Origin of the sequence: Bartonella sp. AC158YNML, assembly GCF_042196725.1 — a bacterium.
GTDB lineage: Bacteria > Pseudomonadota > Alphaproteobacteria > Rhizobiales > Rhizobiaceae > Bartonella.
The window spans coordinates 247013-266085 of record NZ_JBHIQU010000001.1 but is presented as its reverse complement, the minus strand read 5'-3'; the positions used below and the strand labels follow the sequence as shown (position 1 = coordinate 266085).

Below are 19073 nucleotides of genomic sequence, written 5' to 3'. Positions count from 1 at the left end.
GTAAAATGTCTATTGTTGTTTATTTTTACGATTCTCTTTAATTCAGTTATACAGTTTTTAAAACTATCCATAGTAGCAATATCTTTTGAAGAACGTAGTTTCTTAATTTCTCATGTTTTTATTTTTCATATACTTAATAGATTAATGCATTGATTTATAAAACAATTTATCATTTTACATCCTGAATCAGATCCGCAAATATGATAAGACTCTCTCATTTTAAGTCTTCTTATATTGAATTAATAAAAACCTTTCGTTTGCACATCACAAACGAAATGAGAGCCGTGTAGAGTAAAAACACTTAAAGAAAAGCACACGGCTTATAAACTTTCTCAAGTACTAAGGGGAAATTCAAGGGCTGTCGCTATATTGGGAAGTGGTAAATCACGTTAGAATATCCAACCTTGCACTTTATATGTAAGTGTAAAGATGGTGGTGTACAATGAATTTTGTACACCTCATGGAGATTACTTTTTACACGCCCTTCCATAAAATGAATTTGAAAATATTAGGAGATATTTTTTTAATAAGCATGTGAATATGTAGTATAAGTATGTTCTGCCTGAAACATTCTGTTTTTCGTGAGTGCTGTTATCACATTAAATCTGTAAAAACAAAAGCATGAGGCAATGAGAGAGTGTAAAACAATGTCTTTATAAGAAAATTAAAAAATAAGGGAATATTGTATTTAAGGTTTTTGCGCAATATATGGGAAATAATTAATTATCGTTATTAATCAGTATATTATTACGTCTTTTCTATAACCTGTAACATACGAGATCTTATAAAATCAATATTGAACCTGAAACGACCTCAATAACATCACATTTCTTTTCCCGATACGAAACGGCGCAACCAAACATAAAGCGCACCTTCTCCGCCATGTTGACGCGCTGCTTTTTCAAACGCATGGACATAATATCGAAAAGCTGGTGTTGATAACCAATACGGAACAAATCTATACAAAGCTCCATCGCTCCCAACGGATCGTCCTTTTCCTGTAATCACAAGAACATAACGCAATCCTCTCTGCTGAGAGGATTGTAGAAATTTTTTTAAGAAAAAATAAGCTTCTTCCTGCATATAACCGTGGAGATCAAGACGCGCCTCAAGAGGATAACGACCTTGGGAAATTTTACGATGTGCAACATGATCAAAGAAATGAACCTTTTGTGCTTGTGTAACTGCCCTCTTTTCTCTTTTAATAATTGTCGAGGGTTGTTGATTTTCCTGAGACAATAAGGAGATTTGAGTTACAGGCTGTTTTTTATCATTAATATTTGCAATAGTTTCTGAAGTAGAAGAGAGCATCTTACCGTGAAGCGGTGTTATCGTACGACAAACCATCTCCCATAAAAGGCGATCTTGTGAAGCCAATAAATCTCTTTTTTGTCTCCATTTACTTGAGGACATTTTAATTTCTCATAAATCATTGAATGCTTATGGAAGAAAAACAAAAAGTATTTTAATTTTCATTTTCTGTAGCAAAAAGCTTCCAGTTGGGATCTGATGATAAACTATTGCGAACAAAAGTCCAAATATCCCTGATTTCTACAATAGCATCAGGATCACCGTCTATACGCTCGCCCTGTTCATTATAAGTAACAGAAATCATCTCACTGACAATACGTATCGTTAAAAGTTCGTCTTTTTCTTGTATTGCCGCCGAGACAAACTCGATCTTATTAATTCCAACAAAAGTAAACTCTATTCTTTCTTTGTTTTTTTCTCGTTGTTCAATCGCTGTACAAAAGTTTTCAAAAACATTCTGACAAAGCAAGCTTTTTAGTTGACTGCGATCACCTTTGGCAAAAGCTGTTACAATCATTTCATAAGCAATTTGTGCACCTTTTATAAAAAATTGAGGAGAAAAATGCGGGTCAATTTTACGCAGTGCTCGCAAATTTTTATTCAAAATACTTCCCTCTGGTGCAATTTCATCAATTTCACTAAAATTGCCTTTTTCTGAATTTTTCTGATGAGGGAACGAAACAATATTATCTGTCGTTTCTGTCTCATCTTGTTTTTTAGAACGTCGTGAATAAGGATCAAAGGGTGGCTTTTCAAACCCAATTCGTTTCCCTAATACATTACGGAGTTGCACAAAAATAACAACCATAATAACAAGAGCGATGACAAGTATAACGTCAAATTCCATAGGCGCTGTCAATCTCCAAAGATTAAGTCTCTAATAAACATTGCAGTCAATACCATTTATCAATAAATATGTAAAATAAGGAATCTTATCATTCAAATATTTTTATAGATTTTGTATTTAAACGGAGTTCTCTTAAGAATTTCTCCCCCTACTCATCCAGAAGGAAATTTTCATGTGATAAAACTTTATTCTATAAATCCTCGTTTTTTTGTTGTTATCTTTCTTTGCATTCTTTTAATCGAGATTGCTGGTTTTATCTTTGTTGGTCAAGAAATTGGTATTTTGGCAACCTTGAGTCTGGTTATTCTCACAACCATAGTTGGGGTTGTTTTATTGCGAATTCAAGGGATTAGCCTTTTAAAAAATATACAAACTGAACTTATCCAAGGACGCACATTAGAGAATAATATTATTAATGATGCTTTCATCATGTTTAGTGCGATTTTACTTATTCTTCCCGGCTTTGTAAGTGATCTCTTGGGAATATTACTTCTTATTAAACCAATTCGCTCTGTTGTTTGGCATTTCTTTTCATCATTAAAAAACAAAATGAATCAAAATACTAAAAGAAAAAATGACTCTGAAAAAATAATTGACCTTAACGCAGAAGATTACACAATTCATGATACGACAGAATCTCCATGGCGCAAAAATGATGATAACCATTGAAATGCCTAAAAAATCTGTAACAAACTAAAAAAATATTCAAGATAAAGAGCGCATTTCTTGCAACCTTTTGCAAGGCGTGATAACCAATCTGGTCTTTAGATCTAAAATAAATATACATATTATAATGAGAGAGGTTCGTCGTATGGCCGAAGGTGAAATGAATAACAGTGGTGGAGAGCCGGTTTTTGCTGTATTAACTCAATATTTAAAAGATTTATCATTCGAAAACCCTGGTGCTCCTCGTTCATTGCGTGCACGTGAAAAGTCACCACAAATTGATATCAATATTAACGTCAATGCTAACCCAATTGGTGATGATAATTATGATGTCGTTTTGTCTCTCTCCGTTAAAGCCAATGATGACACTGAAACCTTATTTCATGTAGAACTGATTTACGGTGGTGTTTTCCACCTTAAAAACATTCCACAAGAACATGTTATGCCACTGGTCTTTATTGAATGTCCCCGTCTTTTATTTCCATTTGCTCGCCAAATTATATCTGATGCTACTCAAAGTGGTGGTTTTCCACCTTTGTGGATTGACCCTATTGATTTTGCAGCACTCTTCCAAAAGCGTCTTTCTGAAGAACAAAAGGACAGTCAAATACAGCCCTCTTAAAAAAATTATTTTTTTTGCTATCAAAAAGCCCCTTGATATATTATTGGTATATTAGGGGTTTTTTTTCCTTTAGATGACTTTTTCGGCATGATAAGCCGCAAGCATTGCAATATTGACAACATCTGTATCGCTTCCACTAAATGGTACAATTTGGACAGATTTTTCCAATCCAATTAAAATAGGACCAATGATGGTTGCTTCACCAAGTTCTTGTAACATTTTGCTGGCAATGGAAGACGCGTGATATCCAGGCATAACTAAAATATTAGCAGTCTCTGTTAATCCCATAAATGGGTATTGCTGCATCAATTTGGAATTGAGCGCCACATCAGCGCTTATTTCTCCATCAAACTCAAAATCAACCTTGCGTTCGTGCAAAATATTAATTGCATCCTGAATTTGCTGCGTCGTCTGCCCTTTCATGTAGCCAAACGTAGAAAATGCTAAAAATGCTACCCGTGGTTGATATCCAAATCCACGCACAAACGAAGCTGTTTGTTCCGCTATATCAGCAAATTCTTCAGCATTAGGATTTTCATAAACAGCTGTATCGGCAATAAACACAGTTCGGCCACGGCAAATGGCCATTGAAATACCAATCAATCGTTCTTTTGGTTTTTCATCAATTGCCCGACGTATATCGATCAACGCTGTTTCATAATTGCGTGTCACCCCTGTAACCATTGCATCAGCATCTCCTAGTGCCACCATACACGCAGCAAAATAATTGCGATCATTATTGATACGACGATGACAGTCACGCAACAGCCAGCCTTGACGCTGCATCTTTTTATAAAGATAATTCGCATAAGCATCTGTACGGCAAGAAAGCTTGGCATTTATAATAGAAATACCTTCACGCTCCAAATCAATTCCAGCGATAACAGCTGCTTCTCTTATTTGCTCTTCCCGACCAACCAAAATCGCTTGTCCTAATTTTTGATGAACATAAGAAACGGCTGCCCGCATAACTTGTTCTTCTTCACCTTCTGCAAAAACAATTTGTTTTGGCGCTTGACGAACGTGGTTATAAACCCCACGCATTATCGAAGAAGTAGGATCACGCCTCGCATTTAAATCACGCTCATAGGCCTCTAAATCATCTATGTTCTTTTGTGCAACACCGCTTTCCATTGCTGCTTTTGCTACCGCTATTGAAACAACTGTGAACAAACGCGGATCAAAAGGAACGGGAATGATATAATTAGGACCAAATTTTAATCGCTTTCCACGATAAGCTTCTGCAACGCTGTCAGGTACTTCCTCATGCGCTAAATCAGCAAGAGCTCTTGCCGCAGCAATCTTCATGTCTTCATTAATAACTGTTGCACGCACATCAAGCGCACCACGAAATATATAAGGAAAACAGAGAACATTATTAATCTGATTTGGATAATCGGAACGCCCTGTTGCAACAATAGCATCATGACGCACTTGCATAACCTCTTCCGGCGTAATTTCTGGATCGGGATTGGCCATAGCAAAAACGATCGGCTGCGGCGCCATGGATTTTACCATTTCAGGGGTAAGAGCACCTTTAGCAGAAACCCCGAAAAATATATCTGCTCCTTCCATTGCTTCCATAAGCGTACGTTTATCCGTTCGAATAGCATGCGCAGATTTCCACTGATTCATTCCCTCTTTACGACCTTCATAGACCACGCCCTTTGTATCACATAATATGATATTTTCAGAACGAAAGCCCATTGCTTTAATCAGTTCAATACAAGCAATCCCAGCAGAACCAGCACCATTACAGACTAACCGCGTGTTTTGCATATCGCGCCCTGTTAAAGTCAAAGCATTGAGAACACCCGCAGCAACAATAATCGCTGTACCATGTTGATCATCGTGAAAAACAGGAATATTCATCACCTCGCGTAGGCGGCTTTCAATCATAAAGCACTCAGGTGCCTTAATGTCTTCAAGATTGATTCCACCAAAAGAAGGTTCTAAATGACGCACCAAATTGATAAAACTTTCCGTATCATTTATATCAATTTCTAAATCAATGGAATCAATATCCGCAAAACGCTTAAACAGCACTGCTTTGCCTTCCATGACCGGCTTAGAGGCAAGGGCACCTAAATTGCCTAACCCTAAAATAGCTGTACCATTTGAAATAACAGCAACAAGATTGCCTTTTGCTGTATAATCGTAAGCGAGTGCTGGATTTTGAGCAATTGCCTTAACTGGAACTGCAACACCTGGTGAATAAGCAAGTGCTAAATCATGCTGTGTTGCCATAGACTTTGTTGCAACAATCTCAAGCTTTCCTGGTCGACCACGACTATGAAAATCTAGAGCTTCTCTTTCGCTCGCACTGTAAACAGTTTGAGACATTTTCTGATCCTGCTCGCTCTTTTTCATCTCACTTTATTTTCTCCAAAAACAGTGTAAATTTTGCTTGATAATGCGTATAGTTATTAAATTTGATTCATATGTTAGAAATCGCTATTCTTGCCTTAGCAAATCTGATGATACGTTGCAATTTAGAGATAAATAAATATCGAAGTAAACAAAAAAGAGTAAAAACTTCACTTAAAGGAAACAGGCCTCGTACAAATGGATAAAAAAAACAATCATAAAAATAATTTAATTCCACAGCCTGCCTCCTCATCTGCTTCCTCTCAAGAACGTCTTACACCTATGATGGAGCAGTACATAGAAATCAAAGCCATCAATCATGATTCCCTTCTCTTTTACAGGATGGGGGATTTCTATGAATTATTTTTTAATGATGCAATTGAAGCGGCTCAGGCTTTAGGAATCACACTCACAGCACGCGGAAAACATTTAGGACAAGATATTCCTATGTGTGGTGTTCCCGTTCATGCGGCAGATGATTATTTGCAAAAACTCATTGCTTGTGGTTATCGCGTTGCTGTTTGTGAACAAATAGAAGATCCTGCTGAAGCGAAAAAACGTGGCTCAAAATCTGTTGTTCGGCGTGATGTTGTTCGTCTTGTAACACCTGGAACAATAACAGAAGAAAAACTCCTTGATCCAACGCGTGCAAATTATTTGATGACGCTTTCCCGTATAAAAACCAGTGATGGAGAAGAGTTTGCTCTTTCTTGGATTGATATCTCAACAGGCATATTTCGTGTAACAGAAAGCCGCCAAGAAAAACTTTTGGCAGATATTATGCGTGTGGATCCACAAGAAATCATTGTTGCTGATTCCTTTTTTCATGATAAATCTCACAAATCGCTTTTTAATGTTCTTGATCGTATCGTTTCACCTCAACCTGCTTGTCTCTTTGATGCACTCACCGCTGAACGCGATATTTGCAATTATTTTAAACTCTCAACTCTTGAGGGTGTTGCCGATTATTCACGTTCCGAACTCTCTGCAATTGTGGCGGCTATTCGTTATATCGAAAAAACACAAATCACGCATCGTCCTCCCCTCATGCAGCCTGAGCGCCAAAATGAAAGTGCGACTCTTTTTATTGATGCTGCAACCAGATTAAGCCTTGAACTTATTCGTACGACATCAGGTCAACGGGATGGAAGTTTATTAAAAGCGATTGATCGCACTGTAACAGGAGGAGGGTCACGCCTTCTTATTGACCGCCTTATTGCTCCCCTCACCACTCCTTCAGCGATTGATACGCGTTTGGATTCTATCGATTTTTTTCTACGTAATCCTTCTCTTGCAGAAGCGATAAAGCTTATTTTAAAAGGGGGACCAGATATGCCCCGCGCCGTTTCACGTTTGGCTCTTGGACGAGGAGGCCCCCGTGATATGGCGACAATCCAACGCGGTTTTGAAATCATTCGTGAACTGCATCAACTCCTTAATAATGAGCTCCTATCTCAAGAAATAAGTGATGTACAGCAGATATTCTCAAACTTACCCACAGCTTTATACATTCATTTAGAGCAAGCATTAGCTGATGATCTCCCACTGCTTAAACGTGATGGGGGATTTATTCGCTCCAATTATCATAAAGAACTCGATGAAATGCGGGCTTTACGTGACGAATCTCGCCGCGTTATCGCTGAACTTCAAGCGAAATATGCCCAAGAAACAGATATTAAGACGCTTAAAATAAAGCATAATAATATTCTAGGCTATTTCATTGAAGTAACCAGTACACAAGCATCTGCTCTCACAAATAATCCACAGGCTAAAGCACGTTTTATTCATCGCCAAACAATGGCAAATGCTATGCGTTTTACGACAACAGAGCTTGCTGACCTTGAAAGCCGTATTGCCCATGCTGCCAACCATGCATTGACGCTTGAATTAGAAATCTTTGATATTCTCGTTCAGGAAATTACCGAACAAGTTGACTTTATTCGTAAAGCCTCTGAAGCACTTGCAATTTTAGATGTCTCTGTCGCTCTAGCACATCTTGCTGAAGAACAAGGATATTGCCGCCCTAAAATTGATCATTCACTGACCTTTCATATTACAGCAGGACGCCACCCTGTCGTCGAGCAAGCACTCCGCAAACAAGCCGCAGAACCCTTTATTGCCAATAATTGTGATCTCTCTGTACAAAAAAATCAACAGTATGCAGCAATCTGGCTTTTAACTGGACCTAATATGGGAGGAAAATCAACTTTTTTGCGGCAAAATGCTCTCATTGCTATTATGGCACAAATGGGGTCATTTGTTCCAGCAACTTCAGCGCATATTGGCGTCGTTGATCGCCTGTTTAGCCGTGTTGGTGCTTCCGATGATCTTGCACGAGGGCGCTCAACCTTTATGATGGAAATGGTGGAAACAGCAACGATTCTCAACCATGCAAGTCACCACTCCCTTGTTATTCTTGATGAAATAGGACGTGGAACATCAACCTTTGATGGACTATCTATTGCTTGGGCAGCCGTTGAATATCTCCATGAAGTTAACCATTGTCGTGCTATTCTTGCTACCCATTTTCATGAAATGACTGCGCTTACCGAAAAACTTGATAGACTGCATAATGTAACCATGAAAGTCAAAAATTGGGATGGTGATGTGGTTTTCCTTCATGAGGTCATACCAGGAGCTGCTGACCGTTCCTATGGTGTACAAGTTGCAAAGCTTGCTGGACTTCCCCCAGCCGTTATTACACGAGCGACAGATGTCCTCCATCAACTAGAACAAGGTGAAATGGCTGGAAAAGGGCATAAACTCATTGATGATTTACCCCTCTTTTCTCTTAAAGCAACATCTCCTGTCAATGAAGAAAGAAACAAACATTGTGTTCTTCACGAAGCTTTAAAAAATATCCATCCTGATGAACTCTCTCCTAAGCAAGCTTTAGAAACAATTTACCACCTCAAACAGCTTGAAGAGAGTACCCCCCTATAGAAAACAGATGTTACTTTTTATTAAATAAGCTTTCTTAATAGGAAATAAAGTGTCCTTTTTTGATATGTTTTGGTACAAATATTTGTTTACCTTATTCCTATTGCTTTTCTACGCAATATATTTTGATAAGTAGAATGCATCTAGAGGAAAAATCCTATGCATTATATTTCATATTTCCTTAGATCAATCTTGACGTTTATACAAAAAAATTGATCCACATCGATTCTTTTTACAAGACAATCATTTTTTGCAACGATTATCTTGAATTCTCCTCCACCTTGCCAACATGCATGTTTAATGAATTACGCTTTTTTACGCTCAATATTATCTTACTCATAGCAACAGCGTTGGTTTAAAGCTGTCTGTGTGTATCATACTACCCCATTTTGCATGATAAATTCACGTGCAATAGATTACGCTTTTTCTTTATATTTCAAATGATAAAGAACTCTTTTACTGTTTCCACATGAATCATATAATTAAGTATATCAATGATATTCTAATTGCATTTTATTTTCCTAAAAAAAGCTTTTGAAATCCTTCCCAACCTTAAACGACGAAGATTTCCACTCGAATTTGATCTGTAAACAGTCCCAATTCTAGCGGCTTCCTCTTAAGCTTCCCACTCATGTAATTAACTTACACAAGGACTTGACAAACAAGCCTAAGAATATTCACAACTCACGTTAAAAACACTTAAATGTTGAAAGCTTTCTTATATCCCACGTCTCAATGACAGTGTTTTATAGCCCAACAAAATAATATCACCAGTACAATAAATATCTTTCATAAGATGAGTAATAAGAGATCATAACCTTGCATAAAACTAGAATATGATATGAAAAGCGCTTGATACGACCTCACCTGTCTTACACAACTACTAAAAAAAATCCGCAGCAGCTTTTATAAATTTTATGCATCGCCTTTTAATCATACTTACGATAACTCAAAATATCCTGATAAGCTCATAAACTTATCCGCTTAGAATATCGTGCAAAAGATACCAAAAAATCTCTTAGAGGACTATCTTTCTTTTATAAGTCAATACATTGATTTATAATTAAAGTTTAGCGTTATTGAACTTGAATTAGCCCCCCCCAAATATCGTAAGATTCTTTCATTTCAAGCCTGTTTATCTTAAACCAATCAAAATCACTTGCTTGCACATCACAAGCGGGATGAGTGTGTGGGAAAAACTATAATACAAATGCCTCTTATGAACCCCAAGGATTGTAGCAACATCCATGAGCTGGCAAAGTGTGTGATGGTGCCGGCTTGCTTCTTCTCAAGCGTAAAGATGGGGCTGTTCAATGGATTTATCGTTATACCATTCATAGGTACCGTCGCAAAATGCGCTTGGGAGCATTGAGAGATGTCTCTTAAAACGCATCCTTTATCTCATCAAATATTACGAACTGCACCCTTTGAAGCAGATGTGGTCATCGCTGCATAAGCTTTGAGAGCCTTTGAAATTTTACGCTGACGCTTCTCAACCGGTTGCCAAGCACCTTTTCCTTTTGCTTCCATCTTAGCACGACGCTGCCTCATTTCAATGTCATCAACCAATATATGAATGCTACGATTTGGAATATCAATTTCTATGATATCCCCCTCTTCTACCAACGCAATTTCTCCTCCTTCAGCAGCTTCTGGTGAAATATGTCCTATCGAGAGCCCTGAGCTCCCCCCTGAAAAACGTCCATCCGTAACAAGTGCACAAACCTTGCCCAATCCTTTAGATTTGAGATAACTCGTTGGATAGAGCATTTCTTGCATTCCAGGTCCACCACGAGGACCTTCATAACGGATTAAAACAATTTCACCTGTTTTAATCTTATCCGTTAATATAGCTGAAACAGCTGAATCTTGGCTTTCAAAAATTCTTGCTGGACCTTTAAAGGTTAAAATTGACTGATCAACACCTGCTGTCTTTACAATACAGCCATCTTTTGCAAGATTTCCATAAAGAACTGCCAATCCTCCATCTTGTGAATAAGCATGTTTCCTATCGCGAATCACACCTTTTTCACGATCAAGATCAAGAGTCTCATAGCGACTAGATTGGCTAAAAGCGGTTTGGGTTGGAATGCCACCTGGAGCAGCACGATAAAATGCACGAACTGTTGGTTCATTGGTTTGTTTTACATCCCAACGGTACAAAGCTTCTTTCATCGTTTTTGCGTGAACCGTATAAGTTGACGTATCAATGAGTCCCGCCGCATCCAATTCGCCTAAAAGCCCCATAATACCACCGGCACGATGAACATCTTCCATATGCACATTCGCAACAGAAGGAGCAACCTTGCATAAAACAGGAACACGACGTGAAAGATGATCAATATCCGTCATGGTAAAATCCACCTCACCTTCTTGCGCCGCTGCTAAAAGATGCAGTACTGTATTGGTTGATCCTCCCATGGCAATATCAACGGTCATTGCATTTTCAAAAGCCTTGCGTGAAGCAATAGAGCGTGGCAAAACTGTTTCATCATCTTCTTCATAATAACGCTTGACCAATGTAACAATCTGTTTTCCAGCTTCTTCAAAAAGCATCCGTCGATCTGCATGTGTTGCTAGCATTGATCCATTTCCGGGAAGCGAAAGCCCCAATGCTTCCGTTAAACAATTCATAGAGTTGGCCGTAAACATTCCTGAACAAGAACCACATGTAGGACAAGCAGCGCGCTCCATTTCAGCAACTTCTTCTTCTGAATTCTGTTCTGAAGCTGCTGCGACCATGGCATCAACCAAATCAACCATTAGATCTTGATCTTTCCATTTAATCTTACCTGCTTCCATAGGACCGCCTGAAACAAAGATTGTTGGAATATTCAACCGTAAAGCAGCCATTAACATACCAGGCGTAATTTTGTCACAATTAGAAATACAGACAAGTGCATCCGCACAATGTGCATTAACCATATACTCTACAGAATCAGCAATAATTTCGCGTGAAGGCAAAGAATAAAGCATTCCATCATGCCCCATCGCAATTCCATCATCTACAGCAATAGTGTTAAACTCTTTCGCAACACCACCAGCAACGGCTATCTGTTGTGCAACCAATTGCCCAAGATCCTTTAAATGGACATGTCCTGGTACAAATTGTGTAAAAGAATTCGCAATCGCAATAATGGGTTTACCAAAATCTGCATCTTTCATCCCTGTTGCACGCCAAAGACCGCGGGCTCCTGCCATATTACGCCCGTGAGTCGATATTCTTGAACGGTAAGAAGGCATTATTTTTTTCCCCTCAAATAATTCCATTTTTCTTGTTGTGCTGTAACTTCATTATAAAAACAAGAGCTTTAGTATTCAAAAGAGAAAAATACCTTGGACTGAGACATTTGAAGCACAAAATTAAAAGATTTGCATCAACTTCCTCATAAAGCTTTTGTTTTTTCTATTCCTTATCAATCAACATCTCATCTCTGCGTAACTCTATGTTTGAGAAAAATGTCAAGACGATTCAGTGCAGTATGAACTGTTCTAGATTTTTGTATGCCAGATTTGATGGCTATATTGCGTATATCTATTTGCGTAATTTCTGAAATTGGAAAGAATATAAAGGCATCGTGGTAAAAATCTATCATCTCCTTACAATTCAGCTTTACACCTTTCAAAAGCTTCCATAGTAATATCTTTTAAATAATGATGAGGCGCTGTCTCATACTTTTGTTTTTCACACTCTTCAATGGAGTTACCCCCTTAGGAAGAACAAAACACACCAAACAAAATACACTTGTATTGCCAATTTACGCATTCGTTTTAAAGAAACATTTCTCACTGCGCTCGAACTCAGTTCATGACAGCGCCCATAAAGGTATAACGGCCCTCGTGAATAATATAAACTTATGAGAAGCATCCTCACCACTTATGAAGAAGAAAACAAACACCATCATACATTTTACTCATCCCCAATGTTGCGAAGTCCTTGGCAATTAAGACAATTAAAAAGAGAGATTTTTATTCCTTTCTTCAAGTGTTTTTATCCACATGGCTCTCCTTGCTTATGACATCAAGCAAGTGACTTTAATTGTTTTAACATAAGAAGATCTCAAATGAGAGAACCTTATGATATTCGGGACTCTCATTCCAGTTGTAAAAAAATTAATTATGAATATAAATCAATGTCTTATATCATTATACCCTTTATGAGAAAAACGAATAGAATTTATAAAGAACTCCGTTTTTCTCGTAAGGAAATCTAGTGCAGAGTTACAATTTGTAGTTCATGCTCATTGGCTCCAGCAAGAGCGATAGAGCGTTCATCGGATAAAATGATAGGATAACCTGTTTCACCAAAGAGAGCCCATATGGTAATGCCTGGGGTCATTGGTGGAAGATCAGGAAAGTTTTTAGCCAAGTCATCTGTACAAACTTTTTTTAAATAGGCAATTTGTCCCGCATCAGAGTAGGCTGTGTTCTGAAACGATAAGTTTTGTTTATGTTCTCCCATTTCACGGTTCCTTTACGCCTTAACTTTTATGACTCACCACTACTGACTTTAATTGGAATCTGTTTTATTTCTTTTTTTAATCTTGGTTGATACAGATTAATTGATAAAAGACCATTTTTCAACTCCGCATTTGTGACATGCATCCCTTCCGCAAGAATAAAGATTCGCTGGAATTGTCGCGCAGCTATACCGCGATATAAATATTGATGATTTTGGTTGTCTGTTTGTTTACCATGAATAACCAATTGATTATCATCGAGCAAAATATTAAGATGATTAATCTTAAATCCAGCAACAGCCAAAGTTATCCGGATATGATTTGCATCATCGTTTTTATGTAAACGTTCAATGTTATAGGCTGGGTAAGCTTCATCAGCTTTACCGATACGTTGCAATGTTTTTTCTACGGTTTCAAATCCTAAAAGAAAAGGATTGGAGAAAGGCGTCACATGTGTCATTCATGAGTATCCTCTTTGAAAAGCGGCGTTACTTGACCAAACTCTATACAAAGTGTTCGCTGCATTCCTCTCATATGGCGAGCGTAAATGATAACTTCAAGAGAGAAAATTAAGAGAGTTCAATGACTCAACGTACCATAAAATTATCAAAAGCGCGAAATTTATCTAGTATATTATATAATAAAGATGAAGTTGCAGAAATATTTCGCCGTTTTTCTGTGCAACGCCCAGCGCCTAAGAGTGATCTTATCTATACAAATATTTTTACGCTTTTGGTGGCAGTTGTACTTTCAGCTCAAGCGACAGATGTAAGCGTTAATAAAGCGACAAAAGAATTATTTCGCCTTGCTGATCAACCGGAAAAAATGGTTGCATTAGGGGAAGAAGAAATAGCACTTCATATCCGTTCAATCGGTCTTTGGCGAGCAAAAGCACGCAATATTTATGCACTTTGCAACTGTTTAATTAATCAATATGGCGGTCAAGTCCCTGATACGCGTGAAGCACTTATGTCCCTCCCTGGAGTGGGACGAAAAACGGCTAATGTTGTTTTGAATGTTGCTTTTGGTCAACCTACATTGGCAGTAGATACACATATTTTTCGCTTAAGCAATCGTCTTGGTTTAGCGCCTGGCAAAACACCAGAGATTGTCGAAAAAAAATTATTAAAGATTATACCGATCTATTATCTTCGTCATGCGCATCATTGGCTAATTTTACATGGACGCTATATTTGTCAAGCACGTCAAGCAAAATGTGCGCAATGCATTATTGCCGATTTATGTAAAGCCGCAAGCAAAACAAATGCTATTCCGGCACCTCTGGTTGAAATTCAAGGCAATGGAGCGCCCATTTTTTTATAATACGGTCTTGCTATTTTGTGTATACTAGCTTATGAGAACATTTTTGGAACCGCCCGGCAGGGCATGCCGTGGCTGTTTAAATGCTTGTTCAAGCGTTGGTCCGCTTGATCAAATAAAATGTTTGATTGAATCAATTAATGTATGGAGTAGCAAAATGCCCAAGATGAAGACCAAATCATCCGCTAAAAAGCGGTTTAAAATCACTGCGTCAGGCAAAATTAAAGTAGCAGCTGCTGGTAAGCGCCACGGCATGATTAAGCGTTCGAATAAATTTATTCGCGATGCACGTGGAACAATGGTTTTGTGTGAACAAGATGCTAAAAAAGTCATTCAGCATTATTTGCCGAATGGTATTTAAACCTTACGCTTTTGATTTTGAGGAGATTATAATATGGCTCGTGTGAAAAGAGGTGTGACAGCACACGCTAAGCACAAAAAAGTTCTTAAACAAGCTGAAGGCTTTTATGGTCGACGTAAAAATACCATTCGTGCTGCTAAAGCAGCAGTTGATCGTTCAAAGCAGTATGCTTATCGTGACCGCAAAAATAGAAAGCGTACTTTCCGTGCTTTGTGGATTCAGAGAATTAATGCGGCTGTTCGTGCAGAAGGTTTAACTTATGGACGTTTTATTGATGGCTTATCAAAAGCTGGTATTGAAGTTGATCGTAAGGTTCTTTCAGACATAGCAATCCACGAGGCGGAAGCATTTTCTGCTCTAGTCGCTTCAGCAAAAAAAGCTTTAGAATATTTAAAAGACACAACACCTAATGCTTTTGAAGGCGCTGTCAAGTAAGCCAGTCGTGTTCTCTTAAAGCATTTATTTATTCGAGGTCCCGTGCTGGCTATTGCGAGTGCGGGTTTTTCTTTATTAGAAAATAGGCAAAAATATGAATGATATTGAGCGTCTGGAACAAGAAATTTGTTTAGCCTTAGAGGCAGCAGGTGATGAACAAGCACTTGAAACAGTGCGTATTTCAGCATTGGGTAAAAAAGGTAGTATCTCTGAAAAATTAAAAGAATTAGGAAAAATGGATGCTGGCGAGCGCCATAAAGTTGGACCTGTTCTTAATGGATTAAAAAATCGCATTTTAGAATTATGGGCACAAAAGCGTGATCTTCTGAAAAGACAGGCACTGGATGCCCGTCTTTCTCGTGAAACAGTTGATGTTACCTTGCCTGTTCGCTCTTCACCTATAGAAAGGGGACGCATTCATCCTATTTCACAAGTGATTGAGGAAATTATTGCCATTTATACGAAGTTGGGTTTTTCTCTTGCCGAAGGTCCAGATATTGAAACAGATTATTATAATTTTACAGCATTGAATTTTCCTGAAGGGCATCCAGCGCGTGAAATGCATGATACCTTCTTTTTTGATGTTGATAAAATGGGAGAGAGAAAATTATTGCGAACCCATACATCACCCGTACAAATTCGTACACTAGAAAAACAAAAAGCACCGATACGGATCATTATTCCTGGAAAAACTTACCGCATGGATTCGGATGCAACGCATTCTCCTATGTTCCATCAGGTAGAAGGTCTTGTCATTGATAAAACCTCCACCATTGCCCATATGATGTGGCTACATGAAACCTTTTGTAAAGAATTTTTTGAAGTTCCCTCTGTAAAAATGCGTTTTCGTCCCTCTTTTTTCCCTTTTACCGAACCATCTATGGAAGTGGATATTCAATGTGATCGTTCTGGTTCAGAAATAAAATTTGGTGAAGGACAGGGTTGGTTGGAAATTTTAGGATGCGGAATGGTGCATCCTCATGTGTTGAAAAATGTTGGTTTAGATCCCGATGAATATCAAGGCTTTGCATGGGGAATGGGCATTGATCGTATTGCCATGTTGAAATACGGTATGCCTGATTTGCGGGCTTTTTTTGATGCTGACCTGCGTTGGTTAGACCATTATGGCTTTCGTTGCTTTGATATGCCTGCTTTTTTTCCTAATAGAAATGTGTGATCTTAGTCATCGCTTTCATGTGAGGTTTTAAAATGAAGTTTACATTGTCCTGGTTAAAAGATCACTTAGAGACAAATGCATCTTTGGATGAAATTTGTGAAAAATTAACCGCTATCGGTCTTGAGGTTGATCACGTTGATGATCGATCTTCTTTAAAAGGTTTTGTGATTGCAAAAGTTTTAACAGCAATAAAACATCCTGATGCCGATAAACTTCAAATTTTATCAGTGGATACAGGAACTGCTACACCTGTTCAAGTTGTCTGTGGAGCACCAAATGCACGAGCAGGTCTTATTGGTGTTCTGGCACTACCAGGCACTTATATTCCAGGACTTGATGTAACATTATCTGTAGGAAAAATCCGCGGTGTTGAAAGTTTTGGGATGATGTGTTCGCAAGCGGAGCTTGAATTAACAAATGAGCATGACGGGATTATCGAACTTCCAGAAGATGCACCTATTGGAGATTCATTTGCAGCTTATGCTGGTTTAGATGATCCGATCATTGATATTGGTTTGACTCCCAATCGTTCCGATTGTACAGGTGTTCGCGGTATTGCCCGTGATCTTGCTGCCGCTGGAATGGGAAAATTAAAAGAATTATCCTTGTCAAAACTTGAGCCTTCTTTTGAAACACCTCTCGATGTTTCATTAGATTTTTCGCAAGGTTCATCATTATGTTTAGGTTTCGCTTGGCGTGAAGTACGCAATGTTCAAAATGGCGAATCACCACAGTGGATGCAACAGCGTTTGAATGCAATTGGTTTGAGACCGATTAATGCGCTTGTTGATATGACCAATTACATCAGTTTTGACCTTGGTCGTCCACTCCATGTTTTTGATGCAGATAAAATTAAAGGTAATTTGTGTGTACGTTGTGCTCGTGAGGGAGAACAGCTTCAAGCACTAAACGGAAAAGTCTATCATCTGGGCGCTAAGAATTGTGTCATTGCAGATGACGAGGGGGTTGTTTCGATTGCCGGTATCATGGGCGGTGAAAGAACGAGTTGTGATGAAACAACACATCGCGTGATTATTGAATCGGCGCTTTGGGATGCGCAAAGCATTGCACAAACAGGAAGAGCATTAGGTCTTATCAGTGATGCACGTTATCGATTTGAACGAGGTGTTGATCCGGCTTTTATAGAAACAGGGCTTGAAACTGCAACAGAATTGGTCTTACGTCTTTGTGGTGGTGAAGTATCTAAAAAAAGAATCGTTGGCTATCAGCAACAAGAAATCAAACAGATCGCTTTTCCTTTTTCTGAAATTAAACGTTTAACAAATTTGGAAATAGAACCTGAAAAAGTCAGCTCTATTTTAACAAAACTTGGATTTTTCGTTGAAGGAAAAGGAGATGTCGTTACGGTAAAAGTACCATCATGGCGCCCTGATATTATGGGTAAAGCCGATTTGGTGGAAGAGGTCATGAGAATTTATGGGTTAGATAAAATTAAACCTATTCCTTTGGAAAACTTTGCAGAAGGAAAAGATCAAATTTTAACATGCGCACAAATTCGTTCACGTGCTACACGTTTGGCTTTAGTACAACGTGGTATGAAAGAAGCGGTAACATGGTCTTTTATTTCTGAAAATCAAGCTCTTGCTTTTGGAGGAGGTCAAGAAGAGCTTAAATTAGTTAATCCTATTGCTGCTGATATGTCAGTAATGCGTCCTTCCCTTTTACCTGGTTTGATTATGGCGGCACAGAGAAATGCTGATCGTGGTTTTTCCGATCTTGCTTTGTTTGAAGTATCCAGTATTTATGAAGGCGACGCCCCTGATAAACAACACCGCGTTGTTAGTGGAGTTCGTCGCGGAACAGAGCAATTTAAAGGGGCAGGGCGTTTTTGGAATGGAAATGCAACCGTCGTTGATGTTTTTGATGCCAAAGCAGATGCTTTAGCTGTTTTAGAAGCATGTGATATGGATGTTGGGAAAGTGCAGATTGAAGTTGGAGCACCTGATTGGTATCATCCAGGTCGTTCAGGTGTCATAAAACTTGGATCAAAGATTATTCTTGGTTTTTTTGGTGTTTTTCATCCTGCTACATTAGAAACGTTAGATGTCAGTGGTCCTTTATGCGGCTTTGAAATTTTTCTAGACCGAATTCCAGAATCAAAGAAAAAAACGACCAAAAGCCGTCCTCCTTTGAAACTCTCACCTTTTCAAATGGTGCGGCGTGATTTTGCCTTTATAGCGGATAAAACTGTTGCCTCTTCTCTTATTATTCGGGCGGCAAGTGGAGCTGATAAAAAACTTATTCATTCAGTGCAGGTTTTTGATATTTTTGAAGATTTAAGCTTTGGTGAAGATAAAAAATCTGTTGCAATTGAAGTAACTATTCAGCCCATAGAACGGACTCTAACAGATGAAGATTTAGAAAAGCTTGCCTCAAAAATCGTGGATAATGTTACCAAAATGACAGGTGCATATTTGCGCTACTGAGTATTCTCATTTTTTATGAGATATTTTACATGAAGTGGGAGCTTGTTTGAGTACTCCCTTTTTGTTTAGCACTCAAGAGCTATAGAGCTTCTTGAAAGGGGATCTTATTACCAAAACAAG

At 38.4% G+C, this 19073-nt stretch carries 14 protein-coding genes and 1 pseudogene; 9 read left to right on the top strand and 6 right to left on the bottom strand.

All coding sequences use genetic code 11. From position 1 onward, the window contains the following. Window positions 1–822 precede the first annotated feature (822 nt). Both ACFIM1_RS01000 and ACFIM1_RS00995 read right to left on the bottom strand, forming a co-directional pair. Complete coding sequence (locus tag ACFIM1_RS01000) at window positions 823–1413, bottom strand: Smr/MutS family protein (RefSeq protein ID WP_375607863.1); 591 nt, start codon at window positions 1411–1413, stop codon at window positions 823–825. Window positions 1414–1465: 52 nt separating this feature from the next. Beyond that, window positions 1466–2158: a Tim44/TimA family putative adaptor protein gene (locus ACFIM1_RS00995; RefSeq protein ID WP_375606178.1), complete on the bottom strand. Its 693-nt coding sequence runs from the start codon at window positions 2156–2158 to the stop codon at window positions 1466–1468. A gap of 174 nt (window positions 2159–2332) precedes the next feature. Between ACFIM1_RS00995 and ACFIM1_RS00990 the strand changes: the two genes are divergently transcribed. Both ACFIM1_RS00990 and secB read left to right on the top strand, forming a co-directional pair. Further along, window positions 2333–2827: an FxsA family protein gene (locus ACFIM1_RS00990; protein WP_375608953.1), complete on the top strand. Its 495-nt coding sequence runs from the start codon at window positions 2333–2335 to the stop codon at window positions 2825–2827. Window positions 2828–2969: 142 nt separating this feature from the next. Beyond that, window positions 2970–3446, top strand: coding sequence for a protein-export chaperone SecB (gene secB, locus ACFIM1_RS00985; protein WP_375606176.1), 477 nt, complete (start codon window positions 2970–2972; stop codon window positions 3444–3446). A gap of 69 nt (window positions 3447–3515) precedes the next feature. Here the strand turns inward: secB and ACFIM1_RS00980 are convergent, their stop codons facing one another. Continuing rightward, window positions 3516–5816 (bottom strand): NADP-dependent malic enzyme, encoded by a 2301-nt coding sequence (locus ACFIM1_RS00980; protein ID WP_375608954.1) that lies wholly within the window; start codon window positions 5814–5816, stop codon window positions 3516–3518. Between the two features lie 195 nt (window positions 5817–6011). Here ACFIM1_RS00980 and mutS point away from each other — a divergent pair, with 195 nt between their 5' ends. Both mutS and ACFIM1_RS00970 read left to right on the top strand, forming a co-directional pair. Next, a complete protein-coding gene (gene mutS / locus ACFIM1_RS00975; protein ID WP_375608955.1) occupies window positions 6012–8756 on the top strand; it encodes a DNA mismatch repair protein MutS in 2745 nt (914 codons plus the stop codon). A gap of 1257 nt (window positions 8757–10013) precedes the next feature. Beyond that, window positions 10014–10136: pseudogene (locus ACFIM1_RS00970) on the top strand (integrase); the annotation flags it as partial. 21 nt (window positions 10137–10157) lie between these two features. Here ACFIM1_RS00970 and ilvD read toward each other — a convergent pair. The 3 genes from ilvD to ACFIM1_RS00955 form a co-directional block, all read right to left on the bottom strand. Continuing rightward, window positions 10158–11996, bottom strand: a complete 1839-nt coding sequence (ilvD, locus tag ACFIM1_RS00965) for a dihydroxy-acid dehydratase (RefSeq protein ID WP_375607865.1) — start codon at window positions 11994–11996, stop codon at window positions 10158–10160. Window positions 11997–12963: 967 nt separating this feature from the next. Next, complete coding sequence (locus tag ACFIM1_RS00960; protein ID WP_375606172.1) at window positions 12964–13215, bottom strand: DUF1150 family protein; 252 nt, start codon at window positions 13213–13215, stop codon at window positions 12964–12966. Window positions 13216–13241: 26 nt separating this feature from the next. After that, the gene (locus ACFIM1_RS00955) at window positions 13242–13673 is read right to left on the bottom strand and encodes an Hsp20 family protein (RefSeq protein WP_375606171.1); all 432 of its coding nucleotides are present in this window, start codon (window positions 13671–13673) and stop codon (window positions 13242–13244) included. 122 nt (window positions 13674–13795) lie between these two features. Between ACFIM1_RS00955 and nth the strand changes: the two genes are divergently transcribed. The 5 genes from nth to pheT all read left to right on the top strand — a co-directional run bounded on the left by nth (window position 13796) and on the right by pheT (window position 18953). Further along, window positions 13796–14536 carry an endonuclease III gene (nth, locus tag ACFIM1_RS00950; RefSeq protein WP_375606170.1) on the top strand — a complete coding sequence of 247 codons (741 nt, stop codon included), beginning with the start codon at window positions 13796–13798 and terminating at the stop codon, window positions 14534–14536. 154 nt (window positions 14537–14690) lie between these two features. Next, entirely contained in the window at window positions 14691–14894 is a 204-nt protein-coding gene (gene rpmI, locus ACFIM1_RS00945; protein ID WP_183193590.1) for a 50S ribosomal protein L35, read from the top strand. Window positions 14895–14927: 33 nt separating this feature from the next. Next, complete coding sequence (gene rplT, locus ACFIM1_RS00940; RefSeq protein ID WP_012754515.1) at window positions 14928–15329, top strand: 50S ribosomal protein L20; 402 nt, start codon at window positions 14928–14930, stop codon at window positions 15327–15329. A gap of 94 nt (window positions 15330–15423) precedes the next feature. Beyond that, window positions 15424–16506, top strand: coding sequence for a phenylalanine--tRNA ligase subunit alpha (gene pheS, locus ACFIM1_RS00935; protein WP_375606169.1), 1083 nt, complete (start codon window positions 15424–15426; stop codon window positions 16504–16506). A gap of 32 nt (window positions 16507–16538) precedes the next feature. Then, window positions 16539–18953 carry a phenylalanine--tRNA ligase subunit beta gene (pheT, locus tag ACFIM1_RS00930; protein ID WP_375608956.1) on the top strand — a complete coding sequence of 805 codons (2415 nt, stop codon included), beginning with the start codon at window positions 16539–16541 and terminating at the stop codon, window positions 18951–18953. Window positions 18954–19073: the final 120 nt, after the last annotated feature.

What these genes read in the sequence shown, in the direction of transcription:
- ACFIM1_RS01000 (WP_375607863.1), bottom strand. Translation starts at nt 1,413, where the DNA reads ATGTCCTCAAGTAAATGGAGACAAAAAAGAGATTTATTGGCTTCACAA.
- mutS (WP_375608955.1), top strand. Translation starts at nt 6,012, where the DNA reads ATGGATAAAAAAAACAATCATAAAAATAATTTAATTCCACAGCCTGCC.
- ACFIM1_RS00980 (WP_375608954.1), bottom strand. Translation starts at nt 5,816, where the DNA reads ATGAAAAAGAGCGAGCAGGATCAGAAAATGTCTCAAACTGTTTACAGT.
- rpmI (WP_183193590.1), top strand. Translation starts at nt 14,691, where the DNA reads ATGCCCAAGATGAAGACCAAATCATCCGCTAAAAAGCGGTTTAAAATC.
- ACFIM1_RS00995 (WP_375606178.1), bottom strand. Translation starts at nt 2,158, where the DNA reads ATGGAATTTGACGTTATACTTGTCATCGCTCTTGTTATTATGGTTGTT.
- ACFIM1_RS00955 (WP_375606171.1), bottom strand. Translation starts at nt 13,673, where the DNA reads ATGACACATGTGACGCCTTTCTCCAATCCTTTTCTTTTAGGATTTGAA.
- pheS (WP_375606169.1), top strand. Translation starts at nt 15,424, where the DNA reads ATGAATGATATTGAGCGTCTGGAACAAGAAATTTGTTTAGCCTTAGAG.
- nth (WP_375606170.1), top strand. Translation starts at nt 13,796, where the DNA reads ATGACTCAACGTACCATAAAATTATCAAAAGCGCGAAATTTATCTAGT.
- rplT (WP_012754515.1), top strand. Translation starts at nt 14,928, where the DNA reads ATGGCTCGTGTGAAAAGAGGTGTGACAGCACACGCTAAGCACAAAAAA.
- ACFIM1_RS00960 (WP_375606172.1), bottom strand. Translation starts at nt 13,215, where the DNA reads ATGGGAGAACATAAACAAAACTTATCGTTTCAGAACACAGCCTACTCT.
- pheT (WP_375608956.1), top strand. Translation starts at nt 16,539, where the DNA reads ATGAAGTTTACATTGTCCTGGTTAAAAGATCACTTAGAGACAAATGCA.
- secB (WP_375606176.1), top strand. Translation starts at nt 2,970, where the DNA reads ATGGCCGAAGGTGAAATGAATAACAGTGGTGGAGAGCCGGTTTTTGCT.
- ilvD (WP_375607865.1), bottom strand. Translation starts at nt 11,996, where the DNA reads ATGCCTTCTTACCGTTCAAGAATATCGACTCACGGGCGTAATATGGCA.